The organism is Victivallis sp. Marseille-Q1083 (genome assembly GCF_903645315.1).
Classification (GTDB): domain Bacteria; phylum Verrucomicrobiota; class Lentisphaeria; order Victivallales; family Victivallaceae; genus UMGS1518.
The window spans coordinates 3138781-3158236 of record NZ_CAHJXL010000001.1 but is presented as its reverse complement, the minus strand read 5'-3'; the positions used below and the strand labels follow the sequence as shown (position 1 = coordinate 3158236).

22 protein-coding genes are annotated in these 19456 nt (G+C 52.2%); 12 read left to right on the top strand and 10 right to left on the bottom strand.

Annotated elements, in window-relative coordinates; genetic code table 11:
- The first annotated feature begins 142 nt into the window (after positions 1-142).
- From HWX74_RS13020 to HWX74_RS13000, 5 genes are all read left to right on the top strand, one after another.
- Positions 143-451, top strand: coding sequence for a hypothetical protein (locus tag HWX74_RS13020; RefSeq protein ID WP_176013946.1), 309 nt, complete (start codon positions 143-145; stop codon positions 449-451).
- Between the two features lie 236 nt (positions 452-687).
- The gene (locus HWX74_RS13015; RefSeq protein ID WP_176013945.1) at positions 688-945 is read left to right on the top strand and encodes a hypothetical protein; all 258 of its coding nucleotides are present in this window, start codon (positions 688-690) and stop codon (positions 943-945) included.
- Positions 938-1468: a hypothetical protein gene (locus tag HWX74_RS13010; protein ID WP_176013944.1), complete on the top strand. Its 531-nt coding sequence runs from the start codon at positions 938-940 to the stop codon at positions 1466-1468. The genes HWX74_RS13015 and HWX74_RS13010 overlap by 8 nt, the downstream gene beginning before the upstream one ends.
- On the top strand, positions 1465-3819 hold the full coding sequence (locus HWX74_RS13005; protein WP_176013943.1) for a hypothetical protein: 2355 nt from the start codon (positions 1465-1467) through the stop codon (positions 3817-3819). The genes HWX74_RS13010 and HWX74_RS13005 overlap by 4 nt, the downstream gene beginning before the upstream one ends.
- 242 nt (positions 3820-4061) lie before the next feature.
- On the top strand, positions 4062-4388 hold the full coding sequence (locus HWX74_RS13000; protein WP_176013942.1) for a hypothetical protein: 327 nt from the start codon (positions 4062-4064) through the stop codon (positions 4386-4388).
- A gap of 615 nt (positions 4389-5003) precedes the next feature.
- Here HWX74_RS13000 and HWX74_RS12995 read toward each other — a convergent pair.
- Positions 5004-6152 (bottom strand): ATP-binding protein, encoded by a 1149-nt coding sequence (locus HWX74_RS12995; RefSeq protein ID WP_176013941.1) that lies wholly within the window; start codon positions 6150-6152, stop codon positions 5004-5006.
- A 166-nt stretch (positions 6153-6318) separates the two neighbouring features.
- On the opposite strand from HWX74_RS12995, the gene HWX74_RS12990 reads away from it, so the two are divergent.
- Together HWX74_RS12990 and HWX74_RS12985 are read left to right on the top strand one after the other, a co-directional pair.
- Positions 6319-6894, top strand: a complete 576-nt coding sequence (locus HWX74_RS12990; protein ID WP_176013940.1) for an HNH endonuclease — start codon at positions 6319-6321, stop codon at positions 6892-6894.
- Positions 6891-8153 (top strand): DNA modification methylase, encoded by a 1263-nt coding sequence (locus tag HWX74_RS12985; protein WP_217704953.1) that lies wholly within the window; start codon positions 6891-6893, stop codon positions 8151-8153. Before HWX74_RS12990 ends, HWX74_RS12985 begins: the two co-directional genes overlap by 4 nt.
- A gap of 53 nt (positions 8154-8206) precedes the next feature.
- Here HWX74_RS12985 and HWX74_RS12980 read toward each other — a convergent pair whose 3' ends face one another.
- Entirely contained in the window at positions 8207-8824 is a 618-nt protein-coding gene (locus tag HWX74_RS12980) for an HTH domain-containing protein (RefSeq protein ID WP_176013939.1), read from the bottom strand.
- A gap of 30 nt (positions 8825-8854) precedes the next feature.
- Complete coding sequence (locus HWX74_RS12975; protein ID WP_176013938.1) at positions 8855-8995, bottom strand: hypothetical protein; 141 nt, start codon at positions 8993-8995, stop codon at positions 8855-8857.
- A 120-nt stretch (positions 8996-9115) separates the two neighbouring features.
- Here HWX74_RS12975 and HWX74_RS12970 point away from each other — a divergent pair, with 120 nt between their 5' ends.
- From HWX74_RS12970 to HWX74_RS12945, 5 genes are all read left to right on the top strand, one after another.
- Complete coding sequence (locus HWX74_RS12970; RefSeq protein WP_176013937.1) at positions 9116-9316, top strand: hypothetical protein; 201 nt, start codon at positions 9116-9118, stop codon at positions 9314-9316.
- On the top strand, positions 9306-11684 hold the full coding sequence (locus tag HWX74_RS12965; protein ID WP_176013936.1) for a terminase gpA endonuclease subunit: 2379 nt from the start codon (positions 9306-9308) through the stop codon (positions 11682-11684). Before HWX74_RS12970 ends, HWX74_RS12965 begins: the two co-directional genes overlap by 11 nt.
- A 151-nt stretch (positions 11685-11835) precedes the next feature.
- Positions 11836-12252, top strand: coding sequence for a DUF2924 domain-containing protein (locus HWX74_RS12955; RefSeq protein WP_176013935.1), 417 nt, complete (start codon positions 11836-11838; stop codon positions 12250-12252).
- A 2-nt stretch (positions 12253-12254) separates the two neighbouring features.
- Complete coding sequence (locus tag HWX74_RS12950; protein ID WP_176013934.1) at positions 12255-13643, top strand: recombinase family protein; 1389 nt, start codon at positions 12255-12257, stop codon at positions 13641-13643.
- 95 nt (positions 13644-13738) lie between these two features.
- Positions 13739-15061: an IS1380 family transposase gene (locus HWX74_RS12945; RefSeq protein ID WP_176012100.1), complete on the top strand. Its 1323-nt coding sequence runs from the start codon at positions 13739-13741 to the stop codon at positions 15059-15061.
- Between the two features lie 153 nt (positions 15062-15214).
- Here the strand turns inward: HWX74_RS12945 and HWX74_RS12940 are convergent, their stop codons facing one another.
- From HWX74_RS12940 to HWX74_RS12910, 7 genes are all read right to left on the bottom strand, one after another.
- Positions 15215-15601, bottom strand: coding sequence for a hypothetical protein (locus HWX74_RS12940; RefSeq protein WP_176013933.1), 387 nt, complete (start codon positions 15599-15601; stop codon positions 15215-15217).
- Positions 15602-15958: 357 nt separating this feature from the next.
- Positions 15959-16588 (bottom strand): EcsC family protein, encoded by a 630-nt coding sequence (locus HWX74_RS12935; RefSeq protein WP_176013932.1) that lies wholly within the window; start codon positions 16586-16588, stop codon positions 15959-15961.
- 12 nt (positions 16589-16600) lie between these two features.
- Positions 16601-16834: a hypothetical protein gene (locus HWX74_RS12930; protein ID WP_176013931.1), complete on the bottom strand. Its 234-nt coding sequence runs from the start codon at positions 16832-16834 to the stop codon at positions 16601-16603.
- Positions 16835-16858: 24 nt separating this feature from the next.
- On the bottom strand, positions 16859-17035 hold the full coding sequence (locus HWX74_RS12925) for a hypothetical protein (RefSeq protein ID WP_176013930.1): 177 nt from the start codon (positions 17033-17035) through the stop codon (positions 16859-16861).
- A gap of 72 nt (positions 17036-17107) precedes the next feature.
- Complete coding sequence (locus tag HWX74_RS12920; protein WP_176013929.1) at positions 17108-17476, bottom strand: hypothetical protein; 369 nt, start codon at positions 17474-17476, stop codon at positions 17108-17110.
- 21 nt (positions 17477-17497) lie between these two features.
- Complete coding sequence (locus HWX74_RS12915; RefSeq protein ID WP_176013928.1) at positions 17498-19012, bottom strand: AAA family ATPase; 1515 nt, start codon at positions 19010-19012, stop codon at positions 17498-17500.
- Between the two features lie 79 nt (positions 19013-19091).
- The gene (locus tag HWX74_RS12910; RefSeq protein WP_176013927.1) at positions 19092-19391 is read right to left on the bottom strand and encodes a DNA translocase FtsK; all 300 of its coding nucleotides are present in this window, start codon (positions 19389-19391) and stop codon (positions 19092-19094) included.
- Positions 19392-19456 lie beyond the last annotated feature (65 nt).

Sequence of the window (19456 nt, the reverse complement as noted above, 5' to 3'; positions counted from 1 at the left end):
CCAAGCCCGTCAACGAGCCGTGGGGACTGCGGTTCACCGGCTGTCACATGAATTACGGCCGCGAGATCACGTGGCGAATCCACGCGACTACTGCTTTCGGGGACGTGAGTATCGACGTAGTAACCCAAAGGAAACACACATCATGAGTAAGACAAATCCAAGTTGCCCCGTCTGCCGCAGCAGGAAAGTCCATGGTTGGCTCGCCGCCGATCATTTCGGGCAGTGTGTGCTTTTCTATTATGAGTGCGAGGCATGCGGCCGACAGGCGGGATTCTGCGACGAGGCCACCGCTTTGGCGTTGTGGAACACGCTGACGGAGCGCGAATATATCTCGCGCTTGGAGAATTTCATCCGAGAACATGTCTGCGTCCGCTGCAAACTGCGGGGCAACCGGAGCGTGTGCAGAGACTGCGTCACGCACGAAGTCCTGAACTGCCGCGTGGCGGAATGACCAGGGGGAGATTTCACTCTCCCCCTGGGGGTGTTGTTAAAACTTACATACAACAACCAATACTATTATCAATAATATCACTTCATTCATTTTCATCACCTCCTCATATTTTTATCTTTACCTATCAGTATTTATAAAATTTTTGGATAAAACCGGACCATTTTTCCCAAAAAACTCCGATTTTCCCTTATTATACGCATCCCGCAAGCAGATAAACACTTCACAAAGGCATCACCATGAAAATAGAATCCGCGCTTTCCCTGATCCTGAGCGAGCTCGCCTGGGCCGAGAAACTTCACCCCGCATGGCCGAACAACCTGATTCACGCTTCGGCAATTCTGGCGGAAGAATCGGGCGAGGTAACCAAGGCAGTCCTCGACCATAACGAACACAAGGGCTCCAAGGCGCATATCATCACCGAAGCCGTCCACACTGCAGCGATGGCGCTCCGTTTCCTGAAAAACATCAACGACGAGGACAACAGCAATGAATGAGATTTTGAACGTTCGGTTCCAGGCTAACACCATCCGTATCGTTCTGAAAGACGACGGGATTTATTTTGTTTACCGTGATCTGTGCCGGATTCCCGGGTTCCGCTCCGCGGCAGAACGGGTGAACGGCTCGCCGGTCTATCACCGCATCCAAACCCCGGTCTATTCGACCATGGTTCGCCTGATCAAACAGGACGAGATCCTTTCCATCACAAGCGCGATGAGAGATTCCGGCGCCCTTCGGCAATGGGTCTTCTGCGAAATCATACCGGAAATCTGCAAACGGCCCGGTTGCGAAAAGTTCCTGCCGCGTCCGCCGTGGGCGGCTCGGAAAGAACAGCAAGCGGCAACAGCCCGGGAAGATGCCCGTACCAGTAAGGAAGATGAGATTCTCAACTTTCATCTGGCACATCTGCTGTTCATGCAGAGCATCATGAGCGTTCCCTTCGAGGAGCAGCCCGACATAATCTTCTGCGTTCCGAATTTTCCAAACAAACTCAAACCGAACCGAGGGCGCAAGGCATGACCGATAAGGAAATGATAATCCGTGCGCTGCAACTGTGGTTTCTGCCGGGTGACGTGTTTGAAATTCGCATCCTCGACGCCGTTTCAGTCGACTGGATGCGACCGCACATGGAGTCCGGGTATTTCGATTATGAGCACATTCCGGCAGCCGCCGACGCCATCGCGAAACTGCGGTCTTATCGCGGAGCTTATGTGACCATCAATCCGGTGAAATCCGATCTCCTGGCCCGCGCCTGTAACCGCATTCGCGGTATCACCCGGGAGCCGACGACCGCGGATTCCGACATCGCCGAACGCCGCTGGCTCCTGATTGACTGCGATCCCAAGCGCGTCTCCGGCGTTTCCAGCACCGACGCTGAACACAAGGCGGCGATTCAGAAAGCGCGTGAGCTCCGAGACGATATGGCTTCCGTTACCTGGCCGGAACCCGTGATATGCGACAGCGGGAACGGGGCGCAGATGCTCTATCGCGCTAGTCTTCCCCCCGATGATGAGGGGCTGATTCAGCGAACCATCGAATCGTTGAGCAGCGCATCGACCGATGCGGTGGAAATCGATAAAACCGTTCACAATCCCGCCCGGATCTGGCGCATCCCGGGAACAATGAACTGCAAAGGAGACAGCATTCCAGCGCGACCGCACCGCATGGCGCAACTCCTCTCCGTTCCGAGCACGCTTTCGGTGCTTTCCCGCGAGCAACTGGAGCGCGTCGCCAATTTCACCGCGCAGCCGCAGAAACCCGTGGCAACAGCGCAGCCGCATTCGGTTTCCGACGAGTTCGATCTCGACTCATGGGTTCGGCAATACTGCCCGGAGCTCGAAGCTCCCAAGGTGTGGAAGGATGGCCGGAAATGGGTGTTCCCCGTCTGTCCGTTCAACGACGCACACGCGAACCGCTCCGCCGTCCTGATTCAACATGCGAACGGAGCAATCGCTTTCACCTGCCATCACAACTCGTGTTCCGGCAACGACTGGAAGAAGCTCCGCGAGCTTAAAGAACCCGGCTGTTACGAGCGGAAGCCTGAACCTGCGCCCGTCGATCTAACGGGAATCTTGAATCAGGGTCGCAAGCTGGCGAAAAACGACGACAAACTTTTCCCCAATCCCGGAGCGATTCCCGAACGCCTCCTGAAGATGCCGGGGTACGTCGCCGATGTCATGAAACTGACCATGGACACCGCACCGTATCCCAATACCATCCTGGCATTCATCGGAGCATTGGCGGACCTGGCGTTTCTCGCCGGGCGCAAGGTCAAAGACGAGCGGAATAACCGCTCGAATCTTTACCTCATAGCCCTTGCGGATTCGGGAACCGGCAAAGACCATCCGCGCAAAGTCAATTTCAATATCGCCTTTGCCGCGGGAATGGGCGCGTGTATCGGCGATGCGTTCGCGTCCGGCGAAGGGCTCGAAGACGCGCTCTTCATGCACCCGTCCATGCTGTTTCAGACGGACGAAATCGACTCCATCTTCAATACCATGAAATACAACAAGGATCAAAGGACAGAATCCATGAACGAAAAACTGCTCAAATTCTATGGCGCCGCGAACTCCATTTATCCGTTGCGACGCAAAGCCTTGGTGAAAACACGCTCCAACGGCGACCGCGAAGAGATCGAGTGCATCGTCAATCCGAACCTCGTCATCTTCGGAACCGCCATTCCGAAGTATTTCTATGAAGCGATGTCCCGGCGTGTGCTCGAAAACGGCCTTGCCGCCCGCTGTATCATCATCGAAGCCGGCAAGCGCGGTCGAGGCAAGTCCCAGCGGGAAATCATCCCCTCCGACGAAACACTCCGCGCCGCCAAGTACATCGTCAACATCGACTCCCTGAACGGCAACCTCTGCAGTATCAATCCCAAGCCCATGCTGGTTCCCGATCAGCCGGACGCGACAGTCCTCCTGGAGCAGATTCAGCACGAATTCGACGACCTTGTCGATTTCTACAAAGACAATGGCGAAGATGTCGCCTCCGCTGTCTGGGCCCGCGGCTACGAGAAGGTGTGCAAGCTGGCGATGCTTTATGCCCTCAGCGAGAATGTCTATAACCCCTCCATCTCCTGTAAAGCCGTCAAATGGGCGCGCGATTTCATCGAGTACGTCAACAAACGGACACTCTTCATGGCCGAATACTATGTCTATGAGTCGCAATTTGAGGAGAAGTGCCAGAAAGTCGTGCGCCTCATTGACCGGGCCGGAGGCAAGATAGGACACAGCAAACTTCTCCGCTCCAGCCATGAGTCGCTCGACGTGTTCAAGAAGATCATCGACACGCTCATCGAGAACGGGACGATTTCATTCGAGATCGACACCGGCAAAACCAAGCCGATGAAAAACTATGTCCTGCTTTGAGGAAATTCACCCCAATTCCCCGGAAACTTCAAAGTTCGCAGTTTTGCCCGGCAAAAAAAAGGTCCGAAATTCGGAAAAAAGTGCGAACTTGTGAACTATCTTGCGAACTATCTCGAAAACCAAAAAGAGACTATTTGAGGGTAAAAATAATAAAAAATATATGTTTTTAGAGATAATTCACAAATTCGCAAGGAGTCTCGCATTGGAAGGAAATCCGTATGTGTGTATAGAAGGGTGCGAATTTGGGGATCTTTCTTCTGGAAAAAGGAAAAACCATGGCTCAACTCTACACCAACGCCGCTGATGTGCTTCCCCCTGAGCTGCTCGCCCAGGTTCAAAAGCACTGGCAGGGCATGATATGGGTTCCCGCTCGAACTCCAGCCGCCCACGATGATGTTCTTCTGCTCGTCCGCAACGGACTGTCAGCCGAAGCTGTCGCCGCCTCACTCGGCATCTCAATAAGCCGGGTCTACCAGCTCGCCCGCTCGCTGGGTAGGCACAACCCGTTCCGAAAGAGGGGAAGAAAACCGTACAAGGCGATTCTTCAGATGGTTTCCGTCCAAGGGTAAGAGGCGCTCACAAACGCTTGGAAAGCCCCCGACACCGCTTGAAGCGGAGCGTAGTGAGTCTTTGGGTGAACAAACGCCATAACGCGGTGACGTGCGTCGGCGGGGCGTTTATGAGCGTGGGGCAACAGAGCAGAACTCGCACGAAAGCCATACCACAAGATATACGAAGCAATGCAACGCAAATCAACGCCGATACCACTACGTATTGTGGTCGCCTCGCAAAGCGGCGGCTCGTTCCGTCACTTTTTTGCAAAGTGACGGACGCTTTTTAAGCTATCCAGCACGCGTTCTGACGCGCGTGAGGGCTCGGGTAGGCCGGACCCGTCCCCGAGCTCGGGATAGTGTGGAAATGTCCGAAAATGGCAATGGTTCCCCCCTCAGAGGACTATCTCCGAGGGGCGGCGGAAGGACTCGACGTGTTAAGCAGAGTTGGTTGCGGTCCGATAAAATTTTTCAGCTATTGCCTATCAAGGACTTATGCGCCATGCCGCCAGTGCACCCACAGGGGCGCAGACAGCTCCGTTTCCGGGGCTTTACGGGCCGGTTCGGGCATGGATTCGGGATACCCGAAAAGGCGCAACAGCGGGGCTGTGTGGGCCTTCTCGGTCACCGTTGTCAGGACAGCGGCGGCAACAGGAAATCGTCGTAGTTGTCCGGCGTAAGAATTGCCGTCTGCGCATCCGGGTAGGCATTCCGAAATGACAACGGGATTTTTGCTTTTGACGCCGGGTTTGCTTTGATCTCCCATGCACTCAGCGCGTCTGCCGTTTTCTCAAGATAATCAATCTCTTTGCCTTGCGGCGCGGTGGTTCGCCAGAAGAAACGTTGCGGCTGAAACGGCTGGTTCATCGTGTTTTTGAAGCGTTCCAGAATCAGGTAGTTTTCCCACATCCCACCTTTATCGGTTCGAGATTCCAGCCGACTGAAATTGCCCATCACGGCATTGCGAACGCCGAGATCGTAGAAATAGATTTTTTTCCCTTTCTTGATCTCGTTACGCATATTACCGCTAAAGGCGGGAAGAGAGAATATCACGTAGGTTTTCTCTAAGAGGTCAATGTAGCTTTCAACGGTCTTCCGGTCGGTTCCGGTCAAACCAGCCAGTTCATTTAAATTAACCTCCGAACCAATTTGTATGGCAAGGGCTTTGACAAGGTTGTCGAGGATTTTGGTTTTCTTCAGTCCCTCTAACGCATAAATGTCTTTGAAGAGGTAACTGCTGACCAGCTCGCTCAGCAGACGCTCAGCATCATCGGAATGAACCACAATGTCGGGATAGCCGCCGTAAAGAAGCCGCTGTTCACGATGTTGCTTTTCCTGCAAGAGTCCATCCTGCGCGACCATTTCAGCAAAAGACAGCGGCAGAAGACGGTACTCGAATTTGCGGCCGGTTAAAGGTTCAGAGGCTTTGTCCGCCAATTCAAACGATGATGAGCCCGAAGCTATAACCTGAACTTCCGGTATTTCATCGGTAATCAGTTTCAGCGCAAGTCCGACATTGGGTATACGCTGCGCTTCGTCAAGAACAAGAATTTTTTTCTTGCCAAGAATCAGTTTCCATCTGGCGACAGTGACGCGATCAAGCTCCTCCCGAACATCCGGGCTGTCACCGTTCAGCCAAAGAACATCATCAGACCATTCATCGGTAATATGACGAATCATGGTGGTTTTGCCGCACTGGCGCGGACCGTAAACAATGATCGCTTTGCCGGAGAAAAGGCGCCGCTTTATGTCGGGCTCTAAATAGCGTGATATATAAGCCATACTACCTCCAACTCCATTTTAACTTGTTATTTTTTGGAGTTTACTCCTAAAATAGCACGATTTTATAGGAGTTCAAGAAAAAACAAAGAAAAAACGGACTTGACTCCCTGAATCCATCAGTTTTTATGGAGTTGATCGAATTTAATCCTTAAAGAAAGGTTATTGCATGCAAATCACTGAAAGTCGCCCCGAAACGCAGAAAACCGTCGCCAATGCCCCTCCGGGGCGAATTCGCGCAGCAATTTATGGAGGCCGATATTTGATCACCTCGGACGGAGCTGTATATAGCATGGGAATCAAGGGTGGCTTGAATATCCACAGACAAAAAGGCCGCCCCAATAGTCATGGTTATCTGAGAGTGAATATCAATCGCCATGACGAATATATTCACCGAATTGTTGCCAAATGTTTTATCCCTAATCCCAATAGCTACTTGGAAATCAATCATATTGATGGGATAAAAACCCATAACACTGCTGAAAATCTTGAATGGTGCACAAGAAGCGAAAATAGTAGGCATGCGTTTCAAACCGGGCTTCGGTCATACGATGAACTGCATAGAATGGCACAGATGCCAAAATTTGCATCCCGACGCCTTCTCCCCGAACAGGTTCGTGAAGTTCGACGGCTTATAGATAACGGCGTGTCGTGCTCAGCGATAGCCAGAAAATTCCATTGCTCGCGTGCAGTAATTGATGGAATTCACAATTTGAAAACATACAGAGAGGAAATTTACCAATGATGAATATCGTCATCAAGAAGGTCGATGAGATCGTGCCCTATGAAAAAAATCCACGATTCAATGACGATGCGGTGGAGGCTGTGGCAAAATCCATAAAAGAGTTTGGATTTAAGGTTCCGATTGTCGTTGACAAAGACAACGTAATCATTACGGGACACACAAGACTTCGCAGTGCAAAGCTGCTTGGATTGACTGAAGTTCCGGTGATTGTAGCTACCGATCTCACGCCCGAACAGGTGCAAGCTTACCGCATCGCCGACAACAAGACCGGCGAAATCGCGCAGTGGAATTATGATCTCCTGCCGCTTGAAATCAAGGAGCTGCAGGACGCGAACTTCGACCTCTCGCTCCTCGGCTTCGATACCGACGAGCTCGACCGGCTGCTGAACGGCCCAGAAACGGACATCGTCACCGAAGGCGAAACCGATCCCGACGCCGTCCCGGAAGTCCCGGAGGAATCCGACAGCCAACGCGGTGTGCTTTATCGGCTCGGCAATCATCTTCTTCTCTGCGGCGACGCGACCAATGCCGATGACATGGACGCGCTTATGAATGACGGCAGCGATGATAGCGACGCCGATCTCTGGCTCACCGATCCGCCATACAACGTTGCCTACGAAAACAGCCTCGGGCAATCCATCATTAATGACAACATGGAAGACACAAAATTCAGAACTTTTCTGAAAGACTCTTTTGAAAATGTCAAGAACTGGATGAAGCCGGGAGCGAGCTTCTACATTTTCCATGCGGATACAGAGGGATTCAATTTTCGAGGAGCTTGCCGCGATGTGGATATGCAGGTTCGGGAATGTTTGATTTGGGTAAAGAATGCTCTTGTTTTAGGACGTTGCGACTATCACTTCCGGCATGAACCGATTTTGTATGGCTGGAAAGAAGGCGCAGCACATAACTGGTATTCCGACCGATGTCAAACCACAGTTTTGGAGTATCATAAACCGACACAGAACGTTGGCCATCCGACGTCTAAACCAATCGAGATGCTGATTTATCTCATCCAAAATTCCAGTCAGCGTGGGGAATTGGTCATCGATACCTTTGGCGGTTCGGGAAGCACAATGATCGCCTGTGAGCAAACCGACCGCAAGTGCCGGATGATGGAGCTCGACCCGAAATATTGCGATGTGATCCGTCGTCGCTGGTCGGAGTTCGTTCACGGAGAAGGTTGCGATTGGAAAGCCCTGACTCCCCCGGTCGAGGCAAATGTTGAAATCGCCCCGGAGGCGGTTTCTCATGATTGATTTGGTGTGAAAGCGAAAAAGCCCCGCGTGATGCGGGGGCGGTGCGTGTCGGTTCAGCCGCGGTTGAATTCGAAGGCTCCGCGGACCGTTTCGCTTTTGATGATCCGGGGCGTTTCCTTGGTCTTGATCTCGCAGAAGATGCTGGAGTAGAGGCTCTGCTCCGGCGTCTTGCCTCCGGTCGGCTTCCAAAGGCCGAGCTCGATGCTTTTGGCGACAATCGCCTTGCAGTTCAGCGGGGTTTCGCTCCGGCGCAGGACTTCGACCGCCGCTTCGTAAAGGCCGGTCTTTTTCTCCGCCTTGGCGGTGCCGGATTCCGGCGCGGGATTGGGCTTGTCTTCCTCCGGCGCACGTTCAGCGGAAGCTCCCGCATCCATCTGCTCCCGGTCGTTTTCAGCGCCGGGTTCCGGCGTGGCCGGGGCGGTGGCTCCGGTGACCGGCGTTTCGGTTTCGGCGGCGTTCTGCGTTCCTTCGTTCATGGTGTCCTCCGTGTTCGCGGGGATCGGCCCCGTGGTTTTGATCGATTCCAGTTTGGCGGTGGTGAATTCGCGTCCGCTGGAAACGCTTTTGACTTTCCACTTGTCGTCCTCGGCTCCGAGAATTTCGACCTCGACCAGGTTGCGACCGACTTTGACCGTGGCGATGCTTCCGACTTTGACTTCGTTCTTGTTCATTTCTGACCTCCGTTGTGGTTGTGTTTTGATTCAAGCCTGCGCCGTCTTGGCGCAAAGTTTATTCAGGTGGCGGCGGGTAATCCGCCGGGCAATTTTCTTGCCGCTTTTCTTCTGGCAGCTCTCGATGTACTCCCAGCGGTTGAAAGCCATTTTGTATTCGTTTCGCCTCATCTCCGATCTCCTTTTTTGTTGTTCCTGAATTCGGTTTCCCTTCGTTGGGGCATACATAAGCGTCGATCTCGGGGCATAGCCAGTCAACATCTCGAAAATAGTTGAAAATAAAGGACTTTTATGGAAAATGCCTTCAAATTAACCGCACTCCAGCCCGATGTGCTCGTCCGGTTGCTCAAACAGGCGGGCGGCCGGTTTCTTACGCAGGAAGTTCTGCAGGAGGACTTCGAGACCGGTGCGCCCCGGAATCCGGACGGAACCGTGAACCTGATTGAATACGCCGCTTGGCTGGCAAAGGAGACCGAAGAGAATGCCGATTAATCCATCCAGCATGCGCCCGGTGGAAGTCGGGCGTCTGATCAATTCGACAACTGCCGGGTTTGTCATCAGCCAAGCGCGGGTCTACCGGGACTTCAACCGCGTGGGATTCCGAATCGCAGCGAGCGACAATTCCCGAAACATCAACCTCCTGAAATACATCGCCTGGCTCTGCGACGAAAAGCACACCGAACCGGTCGAGCAACCGTCCCAGGCTCGTTCCTACGATGAGCGACGCGATGCCGAACGCGCCCGCAATGCGGCGCAATCGCTCGCCGGACGCGACATCGGCGATATGCCGGAAGTACAGAATCCGCAGCGGAAAGCCGATTGTGAGCGAAACTTCCGGTTGTTCAGTGAATCCTATTTTCCGGATACGTTTACCCTGGCATGGTCGGACGATCATTTGAAGGTGATTGATAAAATTGAGACGGCGGTATTGGCCGGTGGACTGTTTGCTTTGGCACTCCCGCGCGGGTCAGGCAAAACTTCGTTAGTTGAGTGTGCCTGTCTTTGGGCGATGCTTTATGGGCATCGAGAATTTGTGACTCTGATAGGGGCAACTGAAACTGCCGCATTGGAGCTGTTGGATTCACTGAAGACCGAGCTGGAAGTGAACGAAAACCTCGCGGCGGATTTTCCCGAGGTATGCTTCCCGATTGCCAGCTTGGACGGAATCGCAAACAGATGTGCCGGACAGCTCTACGGCGGTGAACGCACACGGATTACCTGGACTTCGAGCGAAATCGTCCTGCCAACGGTCAAGAATAGCAAGGCGAGCGGGATCATCGTTCGCGTCGCGGGCATTACCGGGCGGGTGCGCGGGATGAAATATAAACGGAGCGATGGCCGGAGTGTGCGTCCTTCGCTGGTAATAATCGACGATCCGCAGACGTCGGAGTCGGCCGGTTCGCTGGAGCAGACCAGAAAGCGTGTTCGTGTGTTGGCCGGTGACATTCTGGGCTTGGCGGGTCCCGGACAAAAAATCTCGGGGATCATGCCTTGCACGGTAATCCGTCCGGGCGACCTTGCCGACACGATTCTGAATCGGACGACTCACCCCGACTGGAATGGCGAACGGACGAAAATGCTGTACCAGTTTCCCAAGAACATGAAGCTCTGGGAGGAATATGCGGAGATTCGCGCGGAGGCACTGCGGACGGACGGCAACTTTCAGGCGGCGACGGATTTCTACCTTGCGAATCGGGAGGCCATGGACGAAGGTGCGGTGGTGGAATGGGAGGCGCGGTTCAACCCGGACGAGGTCAGCGCCCTCCAACACGCGATGAATCTGAAACTCCAGGACGAAATAGCGTTTCAATCGGAATATCAGAATGACCCACTCCCGGAAGATGTGTCGGATGATTCGCTGATGAGTGTGGACGAGATCGCAGAAAAGGTGAACGGGCTTGCCCGCGGCCGCGTCCCGCTGGCGTGTGATAAGCTCACGATGTTCATCGACGTCCAGAAAGCGTTGCTCTATTATGTGGTCATCGCCTGGTCGGAGGATTTTTCCGGAACGGTGATCGACTATGGCGCGTGGCCCGACCAGCATCGGCGGCAGTTCTCGCTTTCCGATGCGAACCCGACCATCCAGTCCACGTTTCCCAAGGCGGGCTTCGAGGGCGGGCTGTACGCCGCGCTTCAGGCGCTGACCGATGATTACCTTGCCCGCGAGTGGGAACGCGAGGACGGGGCGCTGTTGAAAATCGAGCGGGCGATGATCGACGCGAATTGGGGGCAGTCGACCGATCTGATTTACCAGTTTTGCCGTCAAAGCATTTACTCCGGCGTGATCCTCCCGGCGCACGGCCGGTACGTCGGAGCCAGCTCCAAACCGATGACGGAATATAAGAAGCAGCAGGGCGACAAGCTCGGCTTCAATTGGATGATGCCGTCCGTCAAAGGCAAGCGGGCGATCCGGCATGTGATCTTTGACTCGAACTTCTGGAAATCGTTCATTCACGCCAGGCTCGCCGTACCGATGGGAGATAAAAGCTGCCTCGCGTTGTATGGACGGCATCCGCAGATCCACCAGCTGATCGCGGAGCACCTGACAGCGGAATACCGCGTCAAGACCATCGGCCGCGGTCGGACGGTCGACGAATGGAAGCTCCGCCCGGAACGCTCCGACAACCATTGGCTGGACTGCTGCGCCGGTTGTGCGGTCTGCGCGTCGATGCTTGGCGCGACGTTGCCCGAATTCGGCGCGGTAAGGGTTCGTACCCGCAATCGCCCGCCGCTCCGGCTGTCCGAGCAGAGAACCGGCAAAACCCCGCACAGTGCGCCCGTGGAAGGCGTTTCCTCGCTGGTTCCGAAAACCGCGCCGAAAGCGAAATTGAAACTTTCCGAACTTAGAAAACGGAGTTAATAACCATGGATGTCGATCTTGTCAAACAGCTTGCCAAAATTTTTGCCGAGGCGATTATTGCAAGAAAGATCAAGGAATCCCGCAAGAAGTAGTTGCTATCCTTCTTGATGAGAGCTTTCTGTATAGCGCAAACCAATTCTGAGGCGAAAAGATGGAAATAACTACAATAGAAGACCTTCGGTCGGAGCTCCTAAAAATCCAGACCTTGGATGAAAACGGGCTCAAGCGAGAATGGCGCGCGGTCCTGGGGACGAAAGCGCCGCCGCTTTCGACGATGTTCATGCGGCGGAAGCTCGCATACAAAATTCAGGAGCTCCGCTTCGGCGGCCTGGGCGAATCCGACAAAATGAAAATCGCAGCCATCGGTGACGCGCCCAAGCCGCAGCAGAATTCCGCGGGCATCGTAATCGGCACCATTCTCGAACGGGAATGGAAGGGAATCAAATACGTTGTGATCGCCCGCGAAAACGGATTCGAGCTGAATGGACGGCAATATCGTTCTTTAAGCGGCGCTGCCAAGGCGATCACCGGAACGAGCTGGAACGGTAAAAAATTCTTCGGAGTATAAACATGAAAGAAAAAACAAAAAAGACAACTTTGCGGTGTGCCGTCTACACCCGAAAATCGGTGGAAGACGGACTGGAGCAGGAATTCAATTCTTTGGACGCCCAGCGCGAGGCCGGTGAGAATTACGTTGCAAGCCAGAAATCGAACGGTTGGGTTCTCGTGCCGGAGCATTACGATGACGGCGGCTTTTCCGGTGGCAACACGCACCGGCCGGCATTGCAGAAACTGCTGGAAGACGTGATAAAGGGCAAAGTCGATATTATCGTTGTGTATAAAATAGATCGACTTTCCCGTTCCCTGTTGGATTTTACCGAGCTGCAGGGCGTGTTCGAGCAACATGGTGCATCTTTCGTCAGTGTAACGCAGGAAATCAACACCAGCACGTCGGCCGGGCGGATGATGTTGAATATTCTGATGTCGTTCGCGCAATACGAACGGGAAATCATCGCCGAGCGAATCCGCGACAAAATCGCCGCCAGCAAGAAACGCGGTATCCACTGCGGAGGAACGCCGGTACTCGGATACGCCTCCGATCCGGTAACGAAAAAGCTGCACATAGTCCCCGACGAGGCGGAAGTGGTTCGGAAAATTTTCAATACCTACGAAGAGATCGGTTCGCTTGCGGAAACGGTGGTTCAGGTTAACCGGATGGGTTATACCACGAAGGTTTTCATCTCCGCCAAAGGCATCCGGCATGGCGGGAAAGCATGGGACACCGGAAGCGTCCATAAAATTCTGATCAACACTTTGTACGCCGGATATGTGAAGCATTACAAAGCCCGTTACGAGGGTGAGCATGAAGCCATTGTTGACCGGAAACAATGGGAGCGGGTACAGGCGCTCATGAACTCGCACAGCAACGGAACCAGCGTCCGCAAAAGCCGGAGCGAAGTGACGCCGTTGCGCGGGGTTGTCTTCTGCGGGCATTGCCGGAGCGTGTTGACCCCGACCTACACGAACAAGGGCGGCAAAAAGTACACCTACTTTTTCTGCCAGCAGCATTCGCGAAACCCGGAACATCAGTGTCCCCTGCGCCGGATTCCTTCCGGGGAGCTTGAAGGCATGGTTCTGACGCTTCTGTCCGGCGTGCTCCAAACGCCGATGCTGATTCAGGAAACCTTGCTCGCCGTCAAGGAGGGCCAGAAACAAAAGATTGCCGAGCTCACCCGACAGGAGACGGAAATCAAAAAGCACATGCAGAAATTGAAAGACGGCCTGATTGACGGAACGACCGACTTCGATGAAATCAAATCCACCGGAGAAAAACTGGTGGTCATCCGCCGCGACATTCAGGCTATGGATTTTACGATTTCGACGGAAGAAATCATGCTGGCGATGCAGGATACTCACGCCTTATGGAAAGAACTTTTCCCCGCCGCAAAGTTAGCCTGAATATTGCGTAAATTTTCAAAAACAAAGAGGCAGATTCTCGACTAACGTATTATATTGTAATATCTTACATCACAATATAACGCCGAGGTCTGCCAATGACAAAATGTAATGTTTCGATTCCGGTCTTTCAAGGTCCGAAAAGCAGAAAAATTGAATTCAATTTCGCCGGTGGAGATATCAGCAGTGACGGCGGGTTGCTTTTTGTGAAAGAATTCGACCGCAAACTCGGTTTGACCCGGCGCGCCGGTAACCTGCTGGATTCTTTTGATATTCGACAGCCCGGAAAAGTTGAGCATTCCTATCTGAGCATGCTTCGTCAACGAGTTTTTGGTTTGGTTGCCGGCCATGAAGATCTCAATGACCATCATGAATTGCGAACTGATCCGCTGATTCAAACTGTTGTCGGTCGTGATCGTCAACTCGCCACTCCAAGCACTTTATGTCGATTCGAAAATGGAATCGATCGTCGTGCTTGCGTAGATTTGAGCCGATTGTTTGTCGAATTCTTTATCGAAAGTTTTTCCACGCCGCCTCGAGAATTGATTCTTGATTTCGATGCTACCGATGACCTCACTTACGGGATGCAGGAAAATCGCTTTTTTCATGGCTATTATGACCACTATTGCTTTTTGCCGTTGTATGTTTTCTGCGGGGATCAATTGCTTGTGGCTTATTTGCGTCCATCAAAAATTGATGCGGCCAAGCATGCTTGGGCGATTCTCTCGCTACTGGTAAAGCGCTTTCGGCAGAAATGGCCGAAGGTTAAGATTATTTTCCGGGGAGACAGTGGCTTTTGTCGGCAGAAAATGCTGAACTGGTGTGATAAAAATGAGGTCAAATATATTGTCGGATTGGCGAAAAATCCACGTTTGCTGGAATTATCAAAAGATCTTCAAGTGAAAGCGGAAGCACTTTACAACGAAACACATGAAAAAGCAAAACTGTTTACTCAGTTCGAATATGCGGCAGGAACTTGGAAATACCCGCGCCGGGTGATTGCCAAAGCGGAATTCAACTCCCCCGGACCGAATAATCGTTTTATCGTCACCAATCTTGATGATGATGGACAATATCTTTATGAAAAAGTCTATTGCGCCCGAGGTGAGATGGAAAACAGGATCAAGGAACAGCAGCTGGATCTTTTCGCTGATCGGACGAGCTGCCATGACTTTGCGGCAAATCAATTCCGGCTTCTGCTTTCAAGTTTGGCTTATATTCTCATGGAACGGTTTCGGGCATTGTTGTTGACAGGAACTCAATTTGCCGAGGCTACCTGCGGCAGCATTCGCTTATACCTGGTGAAAATCGGTGCCATTATTCGGCGGAATACCAGAAAAATTTATGTTGCTCTTTCAAGTGCTTGTCCAAATCAGGAACTCCTCCGCTTGATCGCTGCGAAAATCATCGCTTGGGAATAAAACCTTGGAGAGCTGTCCCCGGCTCGCCGAACAACAACGGGGGAAAGGGGGAATATGCTCAATTTGCAAAAAAACGACAATATCCGACTCTGAAAATAAAAACTTCCGAATCTTCTGAACATTTCTCGACGATTCGAAAGTTTCATGCAACATTCAGGTTAAAGGTTTATTGGTGGTATTATAGGCTTTCCACATTTCTTCGTTGCTGAACTTGAACTCTGTCAGCAGGAATTTCAGTAACGGTCCTGATCTTGTCCATTGCAGTATATTCCTGCATTCTTTGTCTTGGACATGAATATCAGCTCCATGAGCAACAGCCAGACGAATGAGTTCTTTCTTTTGTGGCAACGAAAAACTGGAATCAATGAAAACGAACAATAATGGTTCAGTTCCATCCCACAGATTCGGATCAACTTTCCCGGAACGGATGAGATAGCTGATCCATTGAATATTGCGAATTTGCATTGCCGTTATCAGTAGTTGATAGGGTTCATGCCTACAATACCACTTGTAAGGCTCGTTGTCTTCTTCTGTCGCCATACCGTTTACTCTCCTCCATCCAGTGACCTGTCCTGCCCCTCTGCCTACACGGTTACTTTTCGCCTGATCTCGAATCGAATGATCCCTGTGTTTACAGGGATGTTTTACCTCGATTTCAACTTCATCATCCAATCTGTCAATATCGAAGCAAGACCGGAATACGCTTCCGTGTCACCCCGGCTCCGCATACAGGACAGACCTTCGGCAATGCCGTCACTCTCCGATGCTCTTCCGAATCACCGCATCCCTTCTCCTGCTCCACCATCTCCGTATAACCGCACTCCGGACAGCATACACGATAATACACTGGTTCAATCTTTTTCCGAAAGAATCCGGGAAGCTGTATGAAGCCTGTACTCATTTCTGACGAAAGGCCTCCCGCGCGGCTTTCGCTGTGATTCTACAGGTAACCGCGTCGAACGTTCCACCCACAACACCGCCAACGACAGGAACAAGTTTGGTCAGATTGATAATCCCTTTTTCACCAGCTTTAGTTATCAATCGAAAACCGACAGCTTGATTAATTCGTTTCAACACTTCACTGGGAAGTTTCCTGATGGCAACATAAGTCAGTTTGGTACCAATTTTTATGCCAGCCTGTTTGCAGACTTCTTTAATATCCTGTCCGATGATAACGCAAAGGATCAAGGTTTTAACTCGTTCTTCATTGAGGTCATGCCCGTAAATTCTAGCGATGGCAGCAGCCATTCGAGCTTGTAACACCCAAGATGCTCCCAAGGACGCCGGGATCGCAACAGGCAATGTAGCAAAGCCTCCAAGTCCTGTAATAAACCCGGTAGAGAAGTTTTTGGAAGTTTCCCAGTTGATCAAACTATCCACACGTTTGTCGTTATCTTCATAATTTGAATCGTTCAAGTATTCCAATGCAAGATCTTCTGCACTGGAAAGGGGACCGACCCCACCGACAGCTTTCTCCGTCAACCAGTTTGCTACTTGCAATGCTTTTGATTCTTCAGCTTCACTCATCTTCATACTCCTTCATGGCAACTTGTGCCACCGTTTGTAAGTCGCGCAATATGCCGCTCCGGGATTGTTGTAAGACATCAGACAGTTCATCTTTGCCTGACAGTGCCCCTGTGGATTGAACTGGGCGAGGATTGCGTTCAACCTCACTCCCGGAAGGAATTGCAGTTCCCGTTCCCCGTCCCAGTATTCACAGGTGCAGCAGACCTTGACGTTGACTCTTGTCCAAGGCGTTTTCTGTATCGCCATAACTCTTCCGCTCCCGCCTGGCTGTTATTTCCAAGTGACGTTCACGAACATGATCTTGTCATTCGGATACTTGGCCTTGATCTTTCCTTTGGCAAGCTGGACGTTCTTCATGCCGACGGAAACGAACTCCTTCATGTTGTGGACGGAAGTCGTCCCTTTTGCGATTCTCTTGTACTCCACCAATGCCTGATACTGTGCCATGTTACACGCTCCTGTTGTTTTCTATTTTCGTTTGAATGAGTTCCCTGTAAACTCCATGCCAATTCAACTCTGTCATTGTCTGCTTCGATATTTGCGTACCGCACCGGCAATGATGCCCGCGAGAACAAGAACGCCAAGAAAAGCAATCCATCCCCACGCGATCCTGCCACGATCCAAAGACACAGCAAGGATCATGTAGATGAGCAGAGGATAACAGATACAGCCTGCTCCGACGCGCAATCCCTTGTCCGGACTCAAGACCAGCATGGGAACACTTCCGCAGAACAGGCCAAGCAGCGGAATCAGAATCAGAATCCCTTTGAGATTCCGAATCATGGAACCGGAGAACACCATTGCCACGACCAGTATGAAACCGATAAGCAGTCCCAGCAGGCATCCGCAACCTGCAATGTTCATCGACTTGTCCTCGTCCTGTCCCATGCGCCTTGCTGTTCCCCTTCCTCAACGGCTTGCCGGTTTGACTCCGAGGCTGTTCAACTTCTCAAGCATCTTGTCCAGCTTCTCCTTCTGCGACTGATAGCTTGATTTCGTGTTTCGGATGATCTCCTGCAAGTCCTGCTGCGTAACCTTGCGCTGTCCGTCCACGAACGCCCGTTTCATCGCCTCCTTGACGATGCTCTCGATGTCCGCTCCGGAATAGTTGTCCTGATCCTTCAGCATCGCGGCAAGAGCATGGGGATCGACTCCATCCGGAAGCCGTTTCCCGTTCCGTTTCTCCAACTGGATTTTGAAGATCGCCTCCCGTTCCTTGATGTTGGGGAAACGCACCTGAAAGATTTCGTCGAACCGTCCGCGACGCAGGAACTCCGGGGGAAGATTGGAGATGTCATTCGCTGTCGCAACCACATAGATCGCGCTCTTCTTCTCCTGCATCCACGTGAGGAACTGACCGAACAGACGGGTCGTTACCTCTCCTCCGGAGCCGAGTCCGGCAAAGGCCTTCTCAATCTCGTCGATCCAGAGGATGCAGGGGGTCGTGGCTTCCGCAACCCGGATGGCTTTGCGGAGGTTCTCTTCACTTTCGCCGACATACTTTCCCATCAATCGGCCGATGTCCAGACGCAGCAGAGGCACTCCGAACTCCTTGGAGATGCACTTGGCGGTCAGGCTCTTTCCGCATCCGGGCATACCGACGATCATGACTCCGGCGGGCATGTCGATCCCGTGCGAAGCGGCGATGCCGGGATTGTTGAAGACTGCCTTGTTGTTTTGCAGATACTCCTTCAGGTTCTCCAAACCGCCGATTTCCAGATCTCCGGGTTCGATCAGTTCCAGAAGTCCCGACTTCTGAATTGCCTGTTTCTTCTCGGACAGGATCAGCTTCTTGCTGTGTCTGCTGATCTCCCCATCCGTGGCGAGTGCAAGGTTGGCGATCTGTTTGATCTCAAAGACGGAGAGGCCGCTGAAGGCCATCACCAGTTCGGTCATGGAGTCGTCGTCGATGGTCAGCAGATTCTCCGAAGCGATACCGTTCAGAAGCTCCCGTATCTCCTCTTCCTGCGGCGGACGCAGTTCCACCATCGTGATCAGCTTCTCCAGCTCCGGAGGGATCACCAGTTTGCTGTCCACGATCAGAACCGTGACGTTGTAGCCTTTGGAGTCTCCGCGCATGAACTTCCTGCGGGCAATGGATTGCAGAAGCGAATAGACCTGCTTGTCTCCGATGGAGTCGTGAATCTCCTTGAGCACCACGAGATATTCCTTGCGATCCTGATAGAGCTGGTCGTTGTTGAACAGCATCAGGAACTCCGGGAGGGTGTAAGGCGTGGAGCCGTGCGGCTGCTTGGTCTTGAAATCAACCCAGCCGTCCGCATCGCAGTATTCCGCAATCGTGGCTTTCGGGAAGGCTTCCGCAAGCATCCGATCCACGGTTTCAAAGTCGAAGTGGTTGATATAGATCAACGGTCTGCCCGCGTCAATGTAGCGGAGCAGACTGTCGGACATCTTTTCTTTCATCGGCATCTCCAATGTTTGGCTCTTAAATAAAACGATATGAGTAGAACACTCGTATTCTTGTTACAGTTCTTTCTGGCTATCAATTCATATTTGTTTCACTGGATGCTTTGGTATTGAGCTCATCCAGAATCAAAATTTTCCGTTGGTTTGCGTCGTCACCCGGTCCGATGATCCCCCGCTCCTCCAGAACCTCAATAACTTCTACCGCACGGTTGTAGCCGACTCTCAGTTGTCTCTGCAAGTGGCTGACACTGACATTGCGATCTGTCATCACGACTTCCAATGCCTGTCGGATAGTATCATTGTCGCTATCTTTAAGATACTTACGGGCAATTTGATCTATTTTACATGAAGAACTGTTTTCAATGGATTTGTTCATATCTGAACCTTTGCTGTTAAAAGTTGTGTTGCTTTCCGGTTGTTGGTATCCGGCTCGAATAAGCC